At 67.6% G+C, this 16,555-nt stretch carries 15 protein-coding genes; 7 read left to right on the top strand and 8 right to left on the bottom strand.

Annotated elements, in window-relative coordinates:
* Positions 1–74: 74 nt before the first annotated feature.
* Positions 75–1,178 carry an FUSC family protein gene (locus tag QH168_RS20065; protein ID WP_280236418.1) on the bottom strand — a complete coding sequence of 368 codons (1,104 nt, stop codon included), beginning with the start codon at positions 1,176–1,178 and terminating at the stop codon, positions 75–77.
* A gap of 80 nt (positions 1,179–1,258) precedes the next feature.
* Positions 1,259–1,702, bottom strand: coding sequence for a DUF3151 domain-containing protein (locus tag QH168_RS20060; protein WP_280236282.1), 444 nt, complete (start codon positions 1,700–1,702; stop codon positions 1,259–1,261).
* 207 nt (positions 1,703–1,909) lie between these two features.
* Here QH168_RS20060 and QH168_RS20055 point away from each other — a divergent pair, with 207 nt between their 5' ends.
* Together QH168_RS20055 and QH168_RS20050 are read left to right on the top strand one after the other, a co-directional pair.
* Positions 1,910–4,558, top strand: a complete 2,649-nt coding sequence (locus QH168_RS20055; RefSeq protein ID WP_280236281.1) for an Rv0361 family membrane protein — start codon at positions 1,910–1,912, stop codon at positions 4,556–4,558.
* A 99-nt stretch (positions 4,559–4,657) separates the two neighbouring features.
* On the top strand, positions 4,658–5,719 hold the full coding sequence (locus tag QH168_RS20050; RefSeq protein WP_280236280.1) for a fused (3R)-hydroxyacyl-ACP dehydratase subunits HadA/HadB: 1,062 nt from the start codon (positions 4,658–4,660) through the stop codon (positions 5,717–5,719).
* A gap of 12 nt (positions 5,720–5,731) precedes the next feature.
* Here the strand turns inward: QH168_RS20050 and QH168_RS20045 are convergent, their stop codons facing one another.
* From QH168_RS20045 to fbaA, 3 genes are all read right to left on the bottom strand, one after another.
* On the bottom strand, positions 5,732–7,198 hold the full coding sequence (locus tag QH168_RS20045; RefSeq protein ID WP_280236279.1) for a DUF4185 domain-containing protein: 1,467 nt from the start codon (positions 7,196–7,198) through the stop codon (positions 5,732–5,734).
* 153 nt (positions 7,199–7,351) lie between these two features.
* On the bottom strand, positions 7,352–8,470 hold the full coding sequence (locus QH168_RS20040; RefSeq protein ID WP_280236278.1) for a BTAD domain-containing putative transcriptional regulator: 1,119 nt from the start codon (positions 8,468–8,470) through the stop codon (positions 7,352–7,354).
* A 28-nt stretch (positions 8,471–8,498) separates the two neighbouring features.
* Positions 8,499–9,533: a class II fructose-bisphosphate aldolase gene (fbaA, locus tag QH168_RS20035; protein ID WP_280236277.1), complete on the bottom strand. Its 1,035-nt coding sequence runs from the start codon at positions 9,531–9,533 to the stop codon at positions 8,499–8,501.
* Between the two features lie 210 nt (positions 9,534–9,743).
* Here fbaA and QH168_RS20030 point away from each other — a divergent pair, with 210 nt between their 5' ends.
* Positions 9,744–10,415: a DedA family protein gene (locus QH168_RS20030; protein WP_280236417.1), complete on the top strand. Its 672-nt coding sequence runs from the start codon at positions 9,744–9,746 to the stop codon at positions 10,413–10,415.
* A 6-nt stretch (positions 10,416–10,421) separates the two neighbouring features.
* Positions 10,422–11,108 carry a DedA family protein gene (locus QH168_RS20025; RefSeq protein WP_280236276.1) on the top strand — a complete coding sequence of 229 codons (687 nt, stop codon included), beginning with the start codon at positions 10,422–10,424 and terminating at the stop codon, positions 11,106–11,108.
* A 154-nt stretch (positions 11,109–11,262) separates the two neighbouring features.
* On the opposite strand, the gene QH168_RS20020 is transcribed toward QH168_RS20025, so the two are convergent.
* Both QH168_RS20020 and QH168_RS20015 read right to left on the bottom strand, forming a co-directional pair.
* Positions 11,263–11,934 carry a response regulator transcription factor gene (locus tag QH168_RS20020; protein WP_280236275.1) on the bottom strand — a complete coding sequence of 224 codons (672 nt, stop codon included), beginning with the start codon at positions 11,932–11,934 and terminating at the stop codon, positions 11,263–11,265.
* Positions 11,931–13,304: a sensor histidine kinase gene (locus tag QH168_RS20015; protein ID WP_280236274.1), complete on the bottom strand. Its 1,374-nt coding sequence runs from the start codon at positions 13,302–13,304 to the stop codon at positions 11,931–11,933. The genes QH168_RS20020 and QH168_RS20015 overlap by 4 nt, the downstream gene beginning before the upstream one ends.
* A 192-nt stretch (positions 13,305–13,496) precedes the next feature.
* Between QH168_RS20015 and QH168_RS20010 the strand changes: the two genes are divergently transcribed.
* The 3 genes from QH168_RS20010 to QH168_RS20000 all read left to right on the top strand — a co-directional run bounded on the left by QH168_RS20010 (position 13,497) and on the right by QH168_RS20000 (position 15,830).
* Positions 13,497–13,880: a DUF4190 domain-containing protein gene (locus tag QH168_RS20010; protein ID WP_280236273.1), complete on the top strand. Its 384-nt coding sequence runs from the start codon at positions 13,497–13,499 to the stop codon at positions 13,878–13,880.
* A gap of 55 nt (positions 13,881–13,935) precedes the next feature.
* Entirely contained in the window at positions 13,936–14,619 is a 684-nt protein-coding gene (locus QH168_RS20005) for a TrmH family RNA methyltransferase (RefSeq protein WP_280236272.1), read from the top strand.
* Positions 14,620–14,741: 122 nt separating this feature from the next.
* Positions 14,742–15,830: a glycoside hydrolase family 76 protein gene (locus QH168_RS20000; RefSeq protein WP_280236416.1), complete on the top strand. Its 1,089-nt coding sequence runs from the start codon at positions 14,742–14,744 to the stop codon at positions 15,828–15,830.
* A 73-nt stretch (positions 15,831–15,903) separates the two neighbouring features.
* On the opposite strand, the gene QH168_RS19995 is transcribed toward QH168_RS20000, so the two are convergent.
* A complete protein-coding gene (locus QH168_RS19995; protein WP_280236271.1) occupies positions 15,904–16,446 on the bottom strand; it encodes a dihydrofolate reductase family protein in 543 nt (180 codons plus the stop codon).
* Positions 16,447–16,555: the final 109 nt, after the last annotated feature.

The following is a 16,555-nucleotide window of genomic DNA, read 5'->3' as shown; positions in this document are numbered from 1 at the left end:
GCGAAGATCGGTGGTGCCGCCGCCGCGGACGCCGGTCGGACACGCAGTGTGGGCCGGGTGGGTCGAGTAGTCGGTCAGTCCTCGGGCCGCACATACGGATTCGGCACGGTCGGCGGCAGCAGCGCGATGGCCGAGATGCGCTGCATACCGCAGACCTGCATCAGATCGACCACCGTCGAACGTACCTGGGCGAAGACCACATGGGCCGAAAGACCGGCGCCGGAAACGAGTTCGGGACGTGCACCCTTGGCGACCGAACGCAGTACCCGTGCGGCTTCGGCCCGATCCGGCTGCTGGCCCGGGTCGGCGAGCATCATCCGGCGCACCACGTCGACCGCGCGACCAAGGCCCTCCACCTCGTCGATCAGGCGCGGATCGAGGATCTCGTCGTCACGAACCAGGGTCAGGCCGCGCCGCAGCAGCACGCGCGTATTGCGGACGGCGTTGTCGAGCGGATCGGCGGTGGCGCGGATGCGTTCGAGGCGTTTGCGCGAGTTCCAGTACAGCGGTGAGATCCGGCTGATCTCCCGTCCGCCCTCGAGGGTTTTGCGCAGCGAATCCAGCTGCGATTGGGTGGCGCGGACCGCGCTCAGCGCGTTGTGCACCTTGTCGGCATCCTGTTCCAGCAGGCCCTCGGCGCCGTCGATCAGGGATTTACCCATCACACCGAGGATCTCCCCTGCCTGCTCCCGCGCCCGGCGCACCGGATGCAACGGGATCGCGGCGACGACGACCACGCCGACCAGACCACCGACCAGCGCATCGATCATCCGGGAGAAACCGCCGCCCGCGGTGGGCGGCAGCAGGGTCGCGACCAGCACGGCCGAACCGGCCGCCTGCATGGCGATGATGGTGCCGCCGTCGAGGAACACCGCCAGACTCATGGCCACCGCGACGACCAGCGCGATCTGCCAGATGCCGGTTCCGGCCTGGGAGATGAACAGGTCACCGATGCCGATGCCGACCGCGACACCCACGACCAGCTCCACCGAACGACGCAGCCGCGCGCCGAAGGAGATCCCGATCGACACGACCGCCGCCGTCGGCGCGAAGAAGGGCAGCGCGTGACCGATGACGTTGTGCGCGATGAACCAGGCGAGGGCGGCGCCGACAGCGCACTGCAAGATGGGCAGCGCGGACAGGCGCAGGCGGGTCCAGGAACTGCGCAACCGGTCCATGCCACCGGCCCGTGCGAGGGCGACGCGGGAGGTCGGGTCGATCAACTCGGGATCTGTTTCGTCGAGGGTCGGTGTTGGGATCAGTCCAGACCGAGTTCCGCGGCGGCGCGCGGATCGCAGTCCTCGAGCAGGTCGAGACAGCGGGCGTATTCATCGGATTCGCCGATGGCACGTGCGGCCCTGGCGAGCGCACCGACGCTGCGCAGGAAACCCTGGTTGGGTTCATGGCTCCACGGCACCGGGCCGAAACCCTTCCAGCCGTTGCGGCGCAACAGGTCGAGACCGCGGTGGTAGCCGGTGCGGGCGAAGGCGTAGGCGGCGACGACGTCGTGATTGACGGTCTCCCCCGCCGCTTCCGCGCGCGCCAGCGCCGCTTCGGCCAGATGCGCCCAGGCGATCGAGGCGGCCGGATGATCGGCCGCGACCTGCACCGGATCGGCCTTGGCGAGGAGCGCGTCCTCGGCATCGGAGATTTCCGGCAGCAGTACCGGTTGCGGTCCGAGCAGATCACCGAACGAGGTCATGCGCTTCATTGTGCACGGCGGACCGCCCTCCCGATACTCGACCTCTGTGGCCATCGGTGGGGGCGGATCGGCTGGACGCGGGGAACCGGCGTTACCGCCGCGGCGGTAACGCCGGGAATTCCGGCGCGGACATGACATACCGACGGCCATCGCGCCCATTAGGCTTGCCGTCGAGTTCACATTGTTTCCGCTGAGCGAGGGGTAGTGGTGTCCGACCCGAACGACGACAAGAATCCGGCGCGCAAAGCCGCCGACGTCCGCAAGACGGACGGACCGGACCTGCCGCCCACCTCTGCCGTCGACGGGACGAGCCCCACCTCGCCGACCGCCTCGGACGCCGACGCCGATGCGCCGACCAAGGCGTTCACCCAGGTCTCGTCAACGGGTGCCCGCACCGATGCGGCCGGGGACGGCGCGAAGTCCGCGCCAGGAACCGGCTCGGAGCCCGGCGCGGCCGCGAGCCCCGCCGATAAGCCCGCCTCGGCCGATGAGTCCGGCGACTCCGACGCGGAAACAGCCGAGATCTCCCGCGACCGGATCGCGGAACGTACGGACGTGAACTCCACCGACTCCCCCGCCGCGTCCTCCGCATCCGGTAACGAAGCAGCTGATGGGGGCACCGACGGCTCAGCCGCGACCGCCGAAAGTCGCTCCACCACAGGCGAGTCGAATTCTGCGGAGAAGGCCGGGACCGCCGGATCCGGTGCGACGGCCAGTGCTTCGCCGACCGCCCCTCCCGGTTCCGACGCGGCGACAAAGCCTGCCGACGCCGATGTCGACCGCACAACGGACACGGACGAACAGGGTGCTGGCACCGGCAAAGCGGCATCCGGCACGTCGGCGACCACTGCCACGGGTGAAGCCGCGGAAGAATCGGCCGCGTCCGACGGTGCCGGGCAGCCGCATGACGGTAGCGCCGATGCGGCCACGGTCGCCATGCGCCGCGTCGACCTCGCACGCTCGGATAACGCCGAGTCCGGCAGCCGAGACACGGAAGCTACCGCTGATTCCAAAGGCGCGTCGAGCGCGGGCGCCGCGAGCGCGGCGGGCGCGAAAGCCGCGGGGTCAGCGGGTGCGAACACCGCAGGGTCAGCAGGCACGAACACCGCAGGACCAGCAGGCAGGAACACCGCGGGGTCAGCAGGCACGAACACCGCAGGACCAGCAGGCACGAACACCGCAGGACCAGCAGGCACGAACACCGCAGGACCGGGCGGTGCGAAATCCGCGGGATCAGGTGGTGCGAAAGCCGCGGGATCAGGTGGTGCGGATGCCGCTCAGCCCGACGACGAGCAGGCCACAAGTGTGCCCGACGCAGGCGTAGCCGCAGGCACCGAGGAGACGCAGAGCATCGATGGCCGCCCCACCGGTGACGTGCAGAACGCCGACGAGCCCGCGTCGGCAGGTGAGAAAGCAGCCGACCAGGACGGTCCGGCCGAGGCAGCGCAAGCCGAAGCGCCCGCAGACCCCGCGGGCGAAGCCAAGACCGTGAAGATGCGGGCCGTACCGAACCCGGCCGACGCCCAGACGGTCGCCATCCCGGTGCAGCGTCCGGGTGGAACCGATCGGGTGTCGGGTGGTGGTGCGCGGCAGCCGCTCAGTAAGCCACCGAGCACACCGCGACCGGCCGCCGGACCCAAGCAGGCGGGCGCACACGGACCGTCGGGCCCCGACCACGGCGCCGCGCCACCGCAGGGCAAGCCCCGCCCCGGCGCGCCTCAACAAGGTGAACCGCAGCAGCGCGACGCCGAGCAAGGTGGACCCGGACAACGCAGCACCCAACAGGGCGGCGCACAGCACGGCCACCCCCAACAGGGCGGACCCGAGCAGCGCGACGCCGAGCAGGATGGGCCCGGACAGCGCGGCACCCAGCAGGGCAGGCCCGAACAGCGCGGAACACAACCGGGTGGCACACAGCAAAGCCACCCGCAGGCGGGCGGACCCCAACCACACGGCGGTCCACAACGGCCCGGCGCACAACCGAAGAACGGCACCCAGCAGCGCGGCCCACAGCAGGGTGACCCCCAGCCAGGCGGACCGCAGCAACGCGGCCCACAACAGGGCGGTCCTCGTCCACACGGCGGCGCACAACCGAAGAGCGGTCCACAGCAGGGCGCTGCCCAACAGCGGGATGGGGCGCAGCCCGGCGCAACCCTGCCGACAGGCAGCGGGCAGCAAGGCGCGGCCGCCGCGCAGGGTGGCGGCCAGCCCCGAGGCGATGGGCAACAACCTGGTCCGGGCAAGTCCCCAGCAGGCCCATCGCGTCCCGGCAGCGCGCCTTCACCTGCGGATATGCAGCCGACGACGCCCGCGCAGTCGCTGGCGGGCCCCCGTCCCCCGCAACCGCGGGCGGTGGCTCAGCCGCAGCGCGTTGAGCCCGCATCGGCCGCCGAACCGCCAGCGCGGGCGGGTGGCGGGCGCTCGAATCGGTGGTTGCTCACGGTGGCCGGTGCTGTGGTGCTGATCGTCGGGCTCATCGCGGTGCTGCTGGTGGCGGTGGTCGGTTCGGGGGACGATTCCCCCGAGGCGCAGATCCGCAATGCCATCGGCAGCTACACCGCGGCGCTGGAGGATGGCGATCTGGATTCGCTCCGATCCGCCACCTGCGGATCGCTGCACGAGTTCTACCAGGGCATTCCCGATGATCAGTTCGCCGGTGTGCATCAGCAGTCGGTCGATCAGGGCAGTATTCCGGTGATCGAGAACATCCAGGCCATCCGGATCACCGATAACACCGCCATCGCCCAGGCCACCGTCTACACCAAGGCGGACCCGGCGCGCTCGGCCAGGACCTTCGATCTGCAACACACCGGGGACGGTTGGAAGGTCTGTGACCCACCGGACAGCGCCCCGTAGCGAGGCGGCATCCATTGATGCACTATCCGGTATCAATGGTCACAGTTACCCCTTCCTAGCTGGTCGCTGGTCCTGATCGCCAGTAGCATGGCCCGGATCATGGGCAGGGAACAATCGATGGCGCGGCCGGACGACGAAGTGGTGCGGACGGCGACGCTCGCGGGGCGACGGTTCCGAATCCGGGATCACTACGTGGTCGGCCGGGAGAAGATCCGCGAGTTCGCGCGCGCGGTGCAGAACGATCACGGCGCACATCAGCACGAGGTGGACGCACGCAAGCTGGGTTACGACGGTGTCGTCGCCCCACCGACCTTCGCCTCGGTGATCGGTATGAGCGCGACCAATGTGCTGCTGGATTCGGTGCTCACCGATTACGACCTGTCGCAGATCTTGCAGACCGATCAGGTGTTCCAGGTGTACCGGCCGATGGTGGCCGGTGACCGGATCACCACCGAGGTCGAGGTCGAATCGATTCGCCAGTTCAACGACAACGACTTCATCCACGTGAAGTTCCTGTTGACGAATCAGGACGGTGAGGTCTCCCAGGTCGGCACCACCACCATCGTCGCGCGGCGCGGAGTGGAGGTGGCGCCCGATATCGCCGAAGCGGTCGAGAACATCATGATGCAGGGCCGCGCCGACGCCGAACATGCCGCGCTCGGAGAGCTGGACGCGCTCATCGAACTCGATGCCGATGCCGTCGATACCGCGTCGATGCCGTCGCCCGCTCCGGTGCACACCGACCCCGAATTCGACCGGTTGTCGGTGGGCGATGAGATCGATCTCGGCACGGCCACGCTGACGCGCGGCGACCTGGCGAACTACGCCGGAGTGTCCGGCGACTCGAACCCCATCCATTTCAGCGAGCACGCCGCCAAACTGGCCGGTCTACCGACGACGGTGGCGCACGGTCTGCTGACGATGGGCCTGGCCGGCGGAAAGCTGACCTCCTGGCTCGGTGATCCGACAGCGGTCGAATCGCTGAGTGTGCGGTTCGCGGGTTTCGTGCCGGTGGCCGCCGATGCCCGCAGCGTCGTCGAGTTCTCCGGCAAGATCAAGAAACTCGATCCCGAGCGCCGCACCGCCACCATCATGCTGTCCGGGAAATCGCAGGGCCGCAAGCTGTTCGGCCGCGCGATCGCCGAGGTCCGGCTGGGCTGAGCCCGGCGACACTCACTCCATCGTGGCGTGCATCAGATAGACGTTGTAATCGCTCCACGTGGTGATGTTGAAGTACAGATCCGATCCCGATGACCACGGGTGGATGAATCCGCCGTACAGCTCGGGGTGATCGCGCACGGTCACCGTCGGCGTGCCATCGGACCACACGCCCTGCGGCGAGTTCGCCTCGCGCACCACGATCGCCGCCTTGGCGGTATCCAGATAGCTCATCTGCCAGACCTCCCTGGCTGCGTCGTAGCGCACCGAGAGTTCACCGGCGGGTCCGTTGACGATGGGGGTCGCGGAGGCGGCGCCGCCCACCGGCGTCCAGGAACCATCGCGCCAGTACTGATAGGCGGTGGTGTTCAGGATCTGGTCCTTCGGCACCCGCGCCAGACCGACCGCGCCGAGCCGGGTGTTCGGTGTGCCGAACACGTACACATGCTCACCGTGCGGAACCATGGCGCTCACTTGGAAATTCGCGAGGCCGAAGATGTTGTCCCAGCGGGCGTGCGGGTCTTTGGTCCAGGTCTGACCGTGATCGTCGGAGTAGGCGATGCCGCCGTAGTTGGTGAAGAAGGTGCCGGGCAGGCTGTTCCAGGTGCGAATCGACATGTAGCTCAGGTACTGCCGATCGCCGAGGGCGAAACCGGAGGTGGGGATGGTGGTGACTTCGACATTGTCGAGTTTGCGACTCGACAGCACCTCGGCGGCGTGGCAGCGGCTGTCGGTGACCATCCGGTCGTAGGTCATACCGTCGTCGAGGGTGCGGTCGGTGCTGAAGGCCAGCACATTGCTGCGCCAATCGCCGCCCATACCGCCCGGCGGATGGAAGCCGCGGCCGACGGTATCGCCGAAGGCGGTGGCGATTTCACCGGGCGCCGATTCCCACATGATGCCGAGATCGGTGCCCTGCACCTGCCAGCGTTTATCGGTTCGATTGATCGAACTGGCGCCGGTCTGCTTGGCCACCTCACGGACCGCACGCACCCTCGGCGCGGGCGGCGCCGGTGTCTGCGCGGCGGCCTCGACCGGCGGTTCGACGGCCGGTGGCGGCGCAGGCGCCGGTCCTGGATCGGGTCCGGGGCCGGGGATGGCGAAGTGGAACGGCTTGGGGCTCAACAGGATTTCCGGGATACCGAGCTGATTCGCCAGGCTCGGCGGTTGTGCGGCCTCATCGGTGAGATCGGGGCAGGGGTCGGTGCACGGATCGAGCGGCAGTTCCATCTCGACGCGGGTCGGCGTCGGTTCCGGCGGCTGCGGCGGCAGCACGGTGATCACCGGATACGGGATGGGCACTTCCAGCGTTTTCGGCACCAGCGGTTCATGTGTGGGCGCCGGATCACTGCTGCACGGGCCGCTCCCCGGCACACCGACCGCGACCTGCGGTTGTGCTCCGACCGTCACCGGTTCCGCGCACACCACCACACCCGCGCCGAACACCACCGCGCCGAGCGCGGCCATCACCCGCCTCGCCATCGTCAACCCCTCGATCCATGGCTGTTTCGTGGAAGTTCCGCACCAGCGAGTGACCCTACCGGCCCCGGGCCCGTCGCACGGTGAACTCGCGCGGCATCACCACGGTGGTGGGTGCCCCTTCCGCCACCGGATCGCCCCGGTCGACCGGCAGCGCTACCGAGCCGCTTGAAAGACCAGCACGGTCCCGCCGATGCGGATGGCATCACCATCGGCGAGCAGAGCGCCGGTGTCGATCGCCTGTTCGTTGACGAACACGCCGTTGGCCGAATGCAGATCCTTGACCAGCAGCCCGGCCCGGCTCGGCATGATGTGCGCGTGATACCGGCTGGCCTTCGGATCATCGATCACCAGGTCGTTATCGGTCATCCGGCCGATCCGCATACCCGCCTGCGTGACAACCACCGCACGCCCGTCCGGCATCAGCAGCTGCCCGCTGCGCACAGCGCTCGGCACCTCGGTGACGGTCTCGGTCATCGCCGCGGCCATCCGCTCGGCGCGCTTGAATTCGACGGTGTTCAGCGGTTCCTGGCGCAACACCCGCTGCTCCAGCTCGGTCAGCGCCGGGCCTGGGTCGATGCCGAGTTCGTCGGCGAGCACCGCACGCACCCGTCGGCAGGCGTCCAGCGCATCGGCCTGACGACCGGACAGGTACAGCGCGGTGATCAACTGCCCCCACAGCGGCTCCCGCAGCGGATGCTCGGTGGTCATCGACACCAGCTCACCGATCACCGAAGACGCACGCCCGCACGCGATCTCGGCATCGATGCGCGCCGAGGCGGCGAGCAGGCGCTCTTCGTCCATGGCGGTGGCGAAACCGTCGGCGAACTGCAAACCCGCCAGATCGGCCAATGCGCGGCCGTCCCATTCACGCAGCGCGGTACCGAAATGATGGGCGGCCGTGGCATGGTCGCCCACCTCGGCGGCGCGGGCGCCGGCATCGCGGGCGGCTTCGAAACGGCCGAGATCGCAGGCGTCCTCGGCGATCTCGAGCCGATAGCCCGACGATTCCGTACGCAGCACCACGGCCGGATCGATCCCCGAATTACGCAGCGCCTTACGGATATTCGAGACGAATACCTGCAAGCTCGCGGCATAGGAGTCGGGCGGATCCTCGTTCCACACCATATCGGCCAATGCGACCGACGACACCGCGCGCCGCCGATTCACGGCCAGCGCCGCAAGCAACGCCCGCGGCTTGGGCCCACCGACTGCCACCGGCTCACCGCCGACGAGCAGCCGCACGGGCCCGAGCAGGCGCACCTCGAGACTCATGTGCTGTTGCCCCCGCCAGGGTTGTGGGTCAGGCGCTGATCGACCGTCCCGCGGACTTCAGATCATTGCACGCCTCGACGACACGCGCCGCCATGGAAGTCTCGGCCTTCTTCAGGTAGCTACGCGGGTCGTAGGTCTTCTTGTTGCCGACCTCGCCGTCGATCTTGAGCACACCGTCGTAGTTGGTGAACATATGTGCCGCGACCGGACGGGTGAACGCGTACTGGGTGTCGGTGTCGACGTTCATCTTCACCACACCGAAGCGCAGGGAATCATCGATCTCGGACTTCAGCGAACCCGAACCGCCGTGGAAGACGAAGTCGAACGGCTGCGCGTCGGCACCGAGACCGAGCTTGGCCGCGGCCACCCGCTGCCCCTCGGCCAGCACCTCGGGACGCAGCACCACATTGCCCGGCTTGTACACACCGTGCACATTGCCGAAGGTGGCGGCGAGCAGGTACTTGCCGTTCTCGCCCGCGCCGAGCGCGTCGATGGTCTTCTCGAAGTCCTCCGGCGAGGTGTAGAGCTTCTCGTCGATGGCCGCCTCGACGCCGTCTTCCTCACCGCCGACGACACCGATCTCGACCTCGAGGATGATGTTGGCGGCCTTGGTGGCCTTCAACAGGTCCTTGGCGATCTCCAGGTTCTCATCGATCGGGATGGCCGAACCGTCCCACATATGCGACTGGAACAGCGGGTTGCGACCCGCGTTCACCCGCTCCTGGGAGATGGCGATCAGCGGCCGGACGAAACCGTCCAGCTTGTCCTTGGGGCAGTGGTCGGTGTGCAGCGCGATGGTGATGTCGTACTTGGCCGCCACCACATGCGCGAACTCGGCCAGCGCGACGGCGCCGGTCACCATGTCCTTCACACCCTGGCCGGAGCCGAACTCCGCGCCACCGGTGGAGAACTGGATGATGCCGTCACTGCCCGCGTCGGCGAAGCCCTTGATCGCCGCATTGACCGTCTCCGACGAGGTGCAGTTGATGGCGGGGAAGGCAAAGGAGTTCGCTTTGGCCCGACCGAGCATCTCGGCGTAGACCTCCGGAGTCGCGATGGGCACTGTGAAGACCTCCGTGTCGTGCGGCAAAAGGCAGTTGCCGATTCTGTCAGGCCCCACCCTAGGCCAGCAGGCTTTCGGCCGATATCAGGGGATCGATGCGCCACCACGCGGGCAATGGGGGCCGGACCCGGTACTGTGGGCCGGGTGATTGCGCTCGCAGCCTCCGACGCGGTGACAAGCAACCTTGCCCTTACCCAGTTGCTTGATCCGATGTACCTGCTCCAGGAGACGTGGCTGCAACACGCTGTCCTCCCGGCCATCCTGGTGATCGTCTTCATCGAGACCGGCCTGCTGTTCCCGCTGCTGCCCGGCGATTCGCTGCTGTTCACCGGTGGTCTGCTGGCCGCGCAGGAGAACCCACCGGCGGGGTTGTCGATCTGGGTGCTCGTGCCCGCCGTCACACTCGTCGCGTTCGCCGGCGACCAATGCGCGTATTGGATCGGCCGCAAGATCGGGCCCGCGCTCTTCCAGAAGGAAGACAGCCGCTTCTTCAAGAAGCATTACGTCACCGAGACGCACGCCTTCTTCGAGAAACACGGCCCCAAGACCATCATCCTGGCCAGATTCGTGCCGATCGTGCGCACGTTCATGCCGGTGCTCGCGGGTGTGTCGACGATGGACTACCGCAAGTTCGTCTCCTTCGACATCGTCGGCGCGATCCTGTGGGGCGGCGGCGTCACGATCCTCGGCTACTTCCTCGGCAATGTCGCCTTCATCCGCGATCATGTCGAGGCGATCTTCCTGCTCATCGTGTTCGTGTCGATCCTGCCCGGGATCATGGCCGTCGCGAAGAAGCTGCTCGGCCGCGGTGCGCAGGCCGAGCAGACCGCCCCCGCCCGCGATGTCGAGCTGACCGCCTCGACGAACGAGACCACCCGCTGATCGCCCGTGACGCCTGCGTCCTCCACTCTCGCACTCGGCAGTTTCGAACCGCTGATCTCGGCGGGGCCCGCGCTCGTCTGGACGATCGTGCTGACGTTCGTCTTCCTGGAGTGTGCCTTCATCATCGGCTTGTTCCTGCCCGGCGATTCGATGCTGATCACCGCCGGTGTGGTGATGGCCTCGCACGCCTCCGGTGAGGCGCAGGTCTGGGGCCTGTCGCTCGGCACGATGGTCGCCGCCATCGCGGGTAACCAGGTGGGCTATGTCGTCGGCAGCCGCACCGGCCACCACCTGGTGGCCCGCAAGAACGGCCGCTACATCAACACCCGCAACCTCGCCCGCGTCACGGAGATGCTGCATCGGCACGGCTTCGTCGCGGTCCTGGTCGCCCGCTGGATCCCCTGGGTCCGCACCCTGTGCCCGATGGTGGCCGGCGCCGCCGGCATGGACCACCGCAAATACACCATCGCCAGCACCATCGGCGCCATCCTCTGGGCCCCGGTCCTACTGCTCATCGGCTATTACGCGGGCGGCTTCATCCAGCGAGTCCCCTGGTTGATGCCCGCGGTCGTGGTGGTGCTCGTGGTCGGCCTGATCATCGGCACCGTGCTCGGCGTGCGGCAGTACCGCCAGGAGATGGCGCAGCCCGCGGAGGATTTCGATCTGGATTCGGCGGGCGTCACCGAGCACTGAGATCGGCCCGTGTGGTGCTACCGGGCGCGATTACTCGTCGGGCTTGCCAGGTCGATCATGACCGTGGCGCCCGATAGGTCGAGCGTCACATGGTGCGAACTGTCGGCCACCAGTTCGTAGTGGTCGTCGACCAACCCGGCATTGAGCCCCGGCCTCACCCCCGCAACCGCAGCACCGCCATCACCCGACGGTGATGAGTCTCCGACGGCGGCAGGTCGAGCTTGGTGAAAATATTGCCGATGTGCTTTTCCACCGCTCGTTCGGTGACGGTGAGCGAGCGGGCGATGGCGCCGTTGGTCAATCCCTGGGCCATGAGTTCGAGGACTTCGCGTTCGCGCGGGGTGAGGCGGTCGAGGGCTTGTTGCTGGCGGGAGGCGCCCATCAGTTGGCTCACCACCTCGGGGTCGAGGGCGGTGCCGCCGGTGGCGACCCGGTCCAGGGCTTCCATGAATTCGCCGACGTCGGCGACTCGGTCCTTGAGCAGATAGCCGACGCCGTTCGCGCCGCTGGCGAGCAGTTCGGTGGCGTAGCGGGTCTCCACCCATTGCGAGAAGACGAGTACGCCGGTGAGCGGGAATTTGCGGCGCAGTTCGATGGCGGCCAGCAGGCCCTCGTCGGTGTAGGTGGGTGGCATCCGCACATCGACCACCGCGACATCGGGTGCGTGCTCGGCGACCACATCGGACAGGTTCGTCGCGTCCCCGACCATTGCCACGACCTGATGCCCGCGTTCGGTGAGCAGCCCGGCCAGGCCGTCGCGGAGGATGGCACTGTCCTCCGCGATCACCACGCGCAGCGAATGCGGTTGCCCGGCAGCCGTGCTCATCGCGGCCCCGCCGTGGGCAGGGTGATAGTGACGACAGTCGGCCCGCCGACGGGACTGTTCACGGTGAGACTGCCGTCCACGCTCGCCGCCCGTGCCGCGAGCCCGGCCAGACCGCTGCCCGATACCGGTTCGCCCGCCATCGGTTGCAGCACACCCCCGCTGCCGTTGTCGCGTACCGAAACCATCAGGGAATCATCGCCGGACGGCAGCACCGACACCCACACATGGCTCGCGTCCGCGTGTTTCACCACGTTCGTGAGCAGTTCGGCGACGGAGAAGTAGGCGATCGCCTCGATGGCCGGATGCGGCCGCACTGGCAGATGCACCCGCAGTTCCACCGGCACCGAGCAGCGTGCGGCGAGCGTCTCCAGTGCGGGTTCGAGCCCCAATTCGAGGGCCGGCGGATGGATTCCGCGAACCAGCTCACGCAGTTCGGCCAGTGCCTCCTTGGTACTCGCATGTGCGTCGGCGATCAGATCGCGGGCATCACCACCGTGGTCGATGCGTTCTTCGGCTCGACCGAGCGCCATCGCGATGGTGACGAGCCGCGCCTGGGTGCCGTCGTGCAGATCCCGTTCCAGCTTGCGCAGGGTGGCGGCGGAATCCTCGACCACGACGCGCCTGCTCTCCTGGAGATCGGCCATGCGCCGGTCGCGCGCGGTCGGCGCCAGCAGCCAGATCGCCAGCTGCCGATGCACCAGGCACACCACCCGGAACAACCACGGCAGCAAGAAGCAGCCGATGACGCCGAGCGCCGCGAAACCGAGCACCCGTGGCCAGGTGTCGATGTAGAAGTCGCCGAACTGGGCCAGCGAATGCCGCTCCACGCCGTTGTCATCGATATTGGTCGGGGTGAACAGGTACCACGGAATCGGTGAGATGGCGGTGAACACGATCATCGCCGTCGCGACCAGCACGAAGTACCCACCGACCATGCCGACGATGCCCTGCACCACCACGAAGGCCAGCGCCCGCCAACTCGGCATATCGGTGAACACCGACTTCAGGAACCCGAGCAGACCCGGCTGCGGCGCGAACGGCGGCGGCGCGTCCAGCGGTGTGCCGAGCAGATCGCGGACCAGGGCCCGATACACATGGGCCCACAGTCGTCCGCCGAGGATCACCAGGGCCAGCACCGGGATGCCGATGATCGTCAGCGCCACCAGCACACCACCGCCACCGGCCAGATACACGTAGCCGACGCCGAGGGTCGCGAGGATGAACGCGACGATCAGATAGCCGAGTTCTTTCCAGGTGCGGGCGGTGAACGGCGCGCGCAGCACCGTACGTAACACCCGGACGCCGGTCGGTTCGGGTTTGCCGGTCGACGCATCGAGTACCAGTGTCGGAGTGACGGAGGAATCGGTCATGGTCTCCAGGTTCGTCGAGGTCGAGGACGGAATCGAGGGCGCTGACCACCGCAATGATGGTGTAGCTCGCACTACCATCGTCGCCGATCCGGCCATGTCCGCGGCGGCGCGACGCCGATCGGATGGTCCCGGTTCATCGTGCATATTCGCTGCCGGGCGACGTGACGCGGAGTCACCTATAACATCACCCGCATGACTTACCCACCGCCGCAACCTGGCCAGGACCCTTACGGTTCCCAGCCGTACGCTTCACAGCCCTACGGTGCACCGCAACCCTATGGGGCCTACCCGCAGCCGTACGGGTACGGGGCGCCACAGGATCACCCGCAGTCCACCACCATCCTGGTTCTCGGCATTCTCAGCCTGGTGATGTGTGGCATCCTCGGCCCATTCGCCTGGGTGATGGGCAAGAAGGCACTGGCCGAGATCGACGCTTCCGGGGGGATGCTCGGGGGCCGGGGGAACGTCAAGGCGGGCTACATCTGCGGGATGATCTCCTCGATCCTGCTGATCGTCTCGTTCGTCTTCGTGATCCTGTACATCATCATCGTGGTCATCGCCATCGGCGCCTCCTAGGAGTTCCCACCTGCCCGGCTCGGGCGCTGGCACCTCGGGAATTAGCATCGTCGGCGTGAAAGACCTCGCGCCGGACGTGCCGGAACAGCTACCCGGACCCACCGAATGGGGCGAGCATCCGCATGGTGTCGGCCCGTGGGCAGCAGAATTCGGCGGGCAGCCACCGGACGATCCGCGATTCGATCCGGTGCTGCTCGCCGAGGGTGACCGCCGCAATGTCGTGGATGCCTACCGGTATTGGACCCGCGAGGCGATCGTCGCCGATATCGACAGCCGTCGACATCCCTTCCATGTCGCGATCGAGAACTTCGGGCACGACGCGAATATCGGCACCGTGGTCCGCACCGCCAACGCCTTCGCCGCGGCGGCCGTGCACATCGTCGGCCGGCGGCGCTGGAATCGACGCGGCGCCATGGTCACCGACCGCTATCAGCACATCGAACACCACACCGATATCGCCGAACTGATGGAGTTCGCCCGCCGCGAGGAGCTGGCCGTGGTCGCAGTCGACAACGTGCCGGGTTCGGTGCCGTTGGAAACCGCTCGACTGCCGCGCCGCTGCCTGCTGCTGTTCGGTCAGGAAGGGCCGGGCGTCACCGAACACGCGCGTGAAGCCGCGACGCTGACGGTGTCCATCGCGCAGTTCGGCTCCACCCGCAGCATCAATGCCGGTGTGGCCGCAGGCATCGCCATGCACGCCTGGATCCGTGAACATGCCGATCTGACCACAGCCTGGTAACAATTAGGCGGCGAAAACCGGTGCCGACCTGGCACCATTGAGCTATGACCTCGCGGAGTGACGCACGGCGTCAGGGGGAATTCAGCGAACCGACGCCCGCGCTGTGGTCCGAACGCGCCGATATGGCCGAATCGGCCATCATTTCCCGGCATCTGCGTGCCCTGTGGGGTCTGCCCGGAACCATGCTCGGCGTGGTCGGCTGGCCCGCCGCCCGCCGCGAACGACTGTTCCTGTCCTGGCATTACTGGTGGCAGGCGCATCTGATCGACTGTGCCGTCGACGCCGCCACCCGAGTGCCGACTCCGGCCCGCCGCAAACGAATCAGCGCCCTCATCCGTTCGCACCGCCTGCGCAATATCACCGGCTGGACCAACCGCTACTACGACGATATGGCCTGGCTGGCCATCGCGGTGGAGCGCGCGCAGCGGACCCAGGGCACCGAAGAAGCACCCGGCGCGCTGCTCGCACTGGAGAAGGAACTCTACGAATCCTGGGATCCCGACACCGGCGGCGGTATCCCGTGGCGAGTCGGCGCGGACTATTTCAACGCACCCGCCAACGGCCCTGCCGCGATCGCATTGCTGCGGCTCGGACGCCATGAGCGGGCGGCCGAGATGGCCGACTGGCTCGACGCCACACTGCGCGATCCAGAGACCGGACTGATCCTCGACGGCATCCACCTGCCTTCCGGTGAGATCGAACGCCCGGTGTTCACCTACTGCCAGGGTGTGGTGCTCGGCGTGGAGACCGAACTCGCGGTGCATACCGGCGAAGCTGTACATCTCGAACGTGTCCACCGGCTGCTCGCCGCGGTCGAAGACCGGATGACGACCCGCGGCGTCGTCCAAGGTGGTGGCGGTGGCGACGGTGGCCTGTTCAACGGCATTCTGATCCGCTACCTCGCGGTAGTGGCATTGATGCTCCCCGGCGATGACGCCGAGCAAGTGGCCGACCGCCGCCGCGCGGCCTCCATCGTGCTGTCCTCGGCGAAGGCGGCGTGGGCGAATCGGCTCGAAGTGGAAGGCGAACCACTGTTCGGCCACGATTGGAGCAAACCGGCCCAGCTGCCCGGCGGCAGTTCCGGCGCCGGACACTTCACCTCCGGCGGCTCGGTCACCGCCTCGACCGTGCCCGAACGGGATCTGTCGGTGCAGTTGTCGGGGTGGATGTTGATGGAGGCGGCGTACCTGGTGAGCGCGGCGGGGTTGTGAACGGATATCGCTGAGCGCGGCGGCGCGGAGGTCGACCGAATCGGGCCTGGTCGACCTCGCTACCGCGCCGCGTTCAGCTCAGTCGATAGGTCAGCTTGGCGAATTGCCCCATTCGGTCGACTGCGATCAAACGCATTCGGTCGGAGAGGATTCGGCGTGGGAGTAGCGGGGCGCCGCCGCCGAGTGTGACCGGGGTGATGCCGACGATCACCTCGTCGAGCAGGCCCGCGTCGGCGAATTGCCCGGCCAGGTCGCCGCCGCCCAGCACCCAGATATCGCGGTCGCCCGCCGCTGCACCCATCTGGGCGTGCGCTGCGGCGACATCGTCCGCGACGAACCTGACATTCGCTCCGGGGATTGCGGGCAGGTCGCGGTGGGTGAACACCCAACACGGACGGTCACCGTAGTTGTCCGGCCAATACTCCGGCGGATTGTTGGCGGCCATCCATTCGTAGGTCGTTGCGCCCATACACATGGCTCCGACGCCGAGCAGGAACTCGTCCACATCGCTGGTAGCGGTGTCGGCGTCGGCTACGGCCATCAGCCAATCCAGGGAGTTGTTCGGGTCGGCGATATAGCCGTCGAGGCTGGTCGCGGTGTAGTAGCGGGTGGTCATGAACGTCGATCCTGACACCGAACCCTGACATCCTCGGTCAGGTTTTGGCGGCCAGTCGGCGAAACAGCAACACCCACCGAACTCCGCCAACTGAACGTCAACGACGGAC

Source organism: Nocardia cyriacigeorgica, from assembly GCF_029868385.1.
GTDB classification, from domain to species: domain Bacteria; phylum Actinomycetota; class Actinomycetes; order Mycobacteriales; family Mycobacteriaceae; genus Nocardia; species Nocardia cyriacigeorgica_F.
This window is presented reverse-complemented; position numbering and strand designations above follow the sequence as displayed.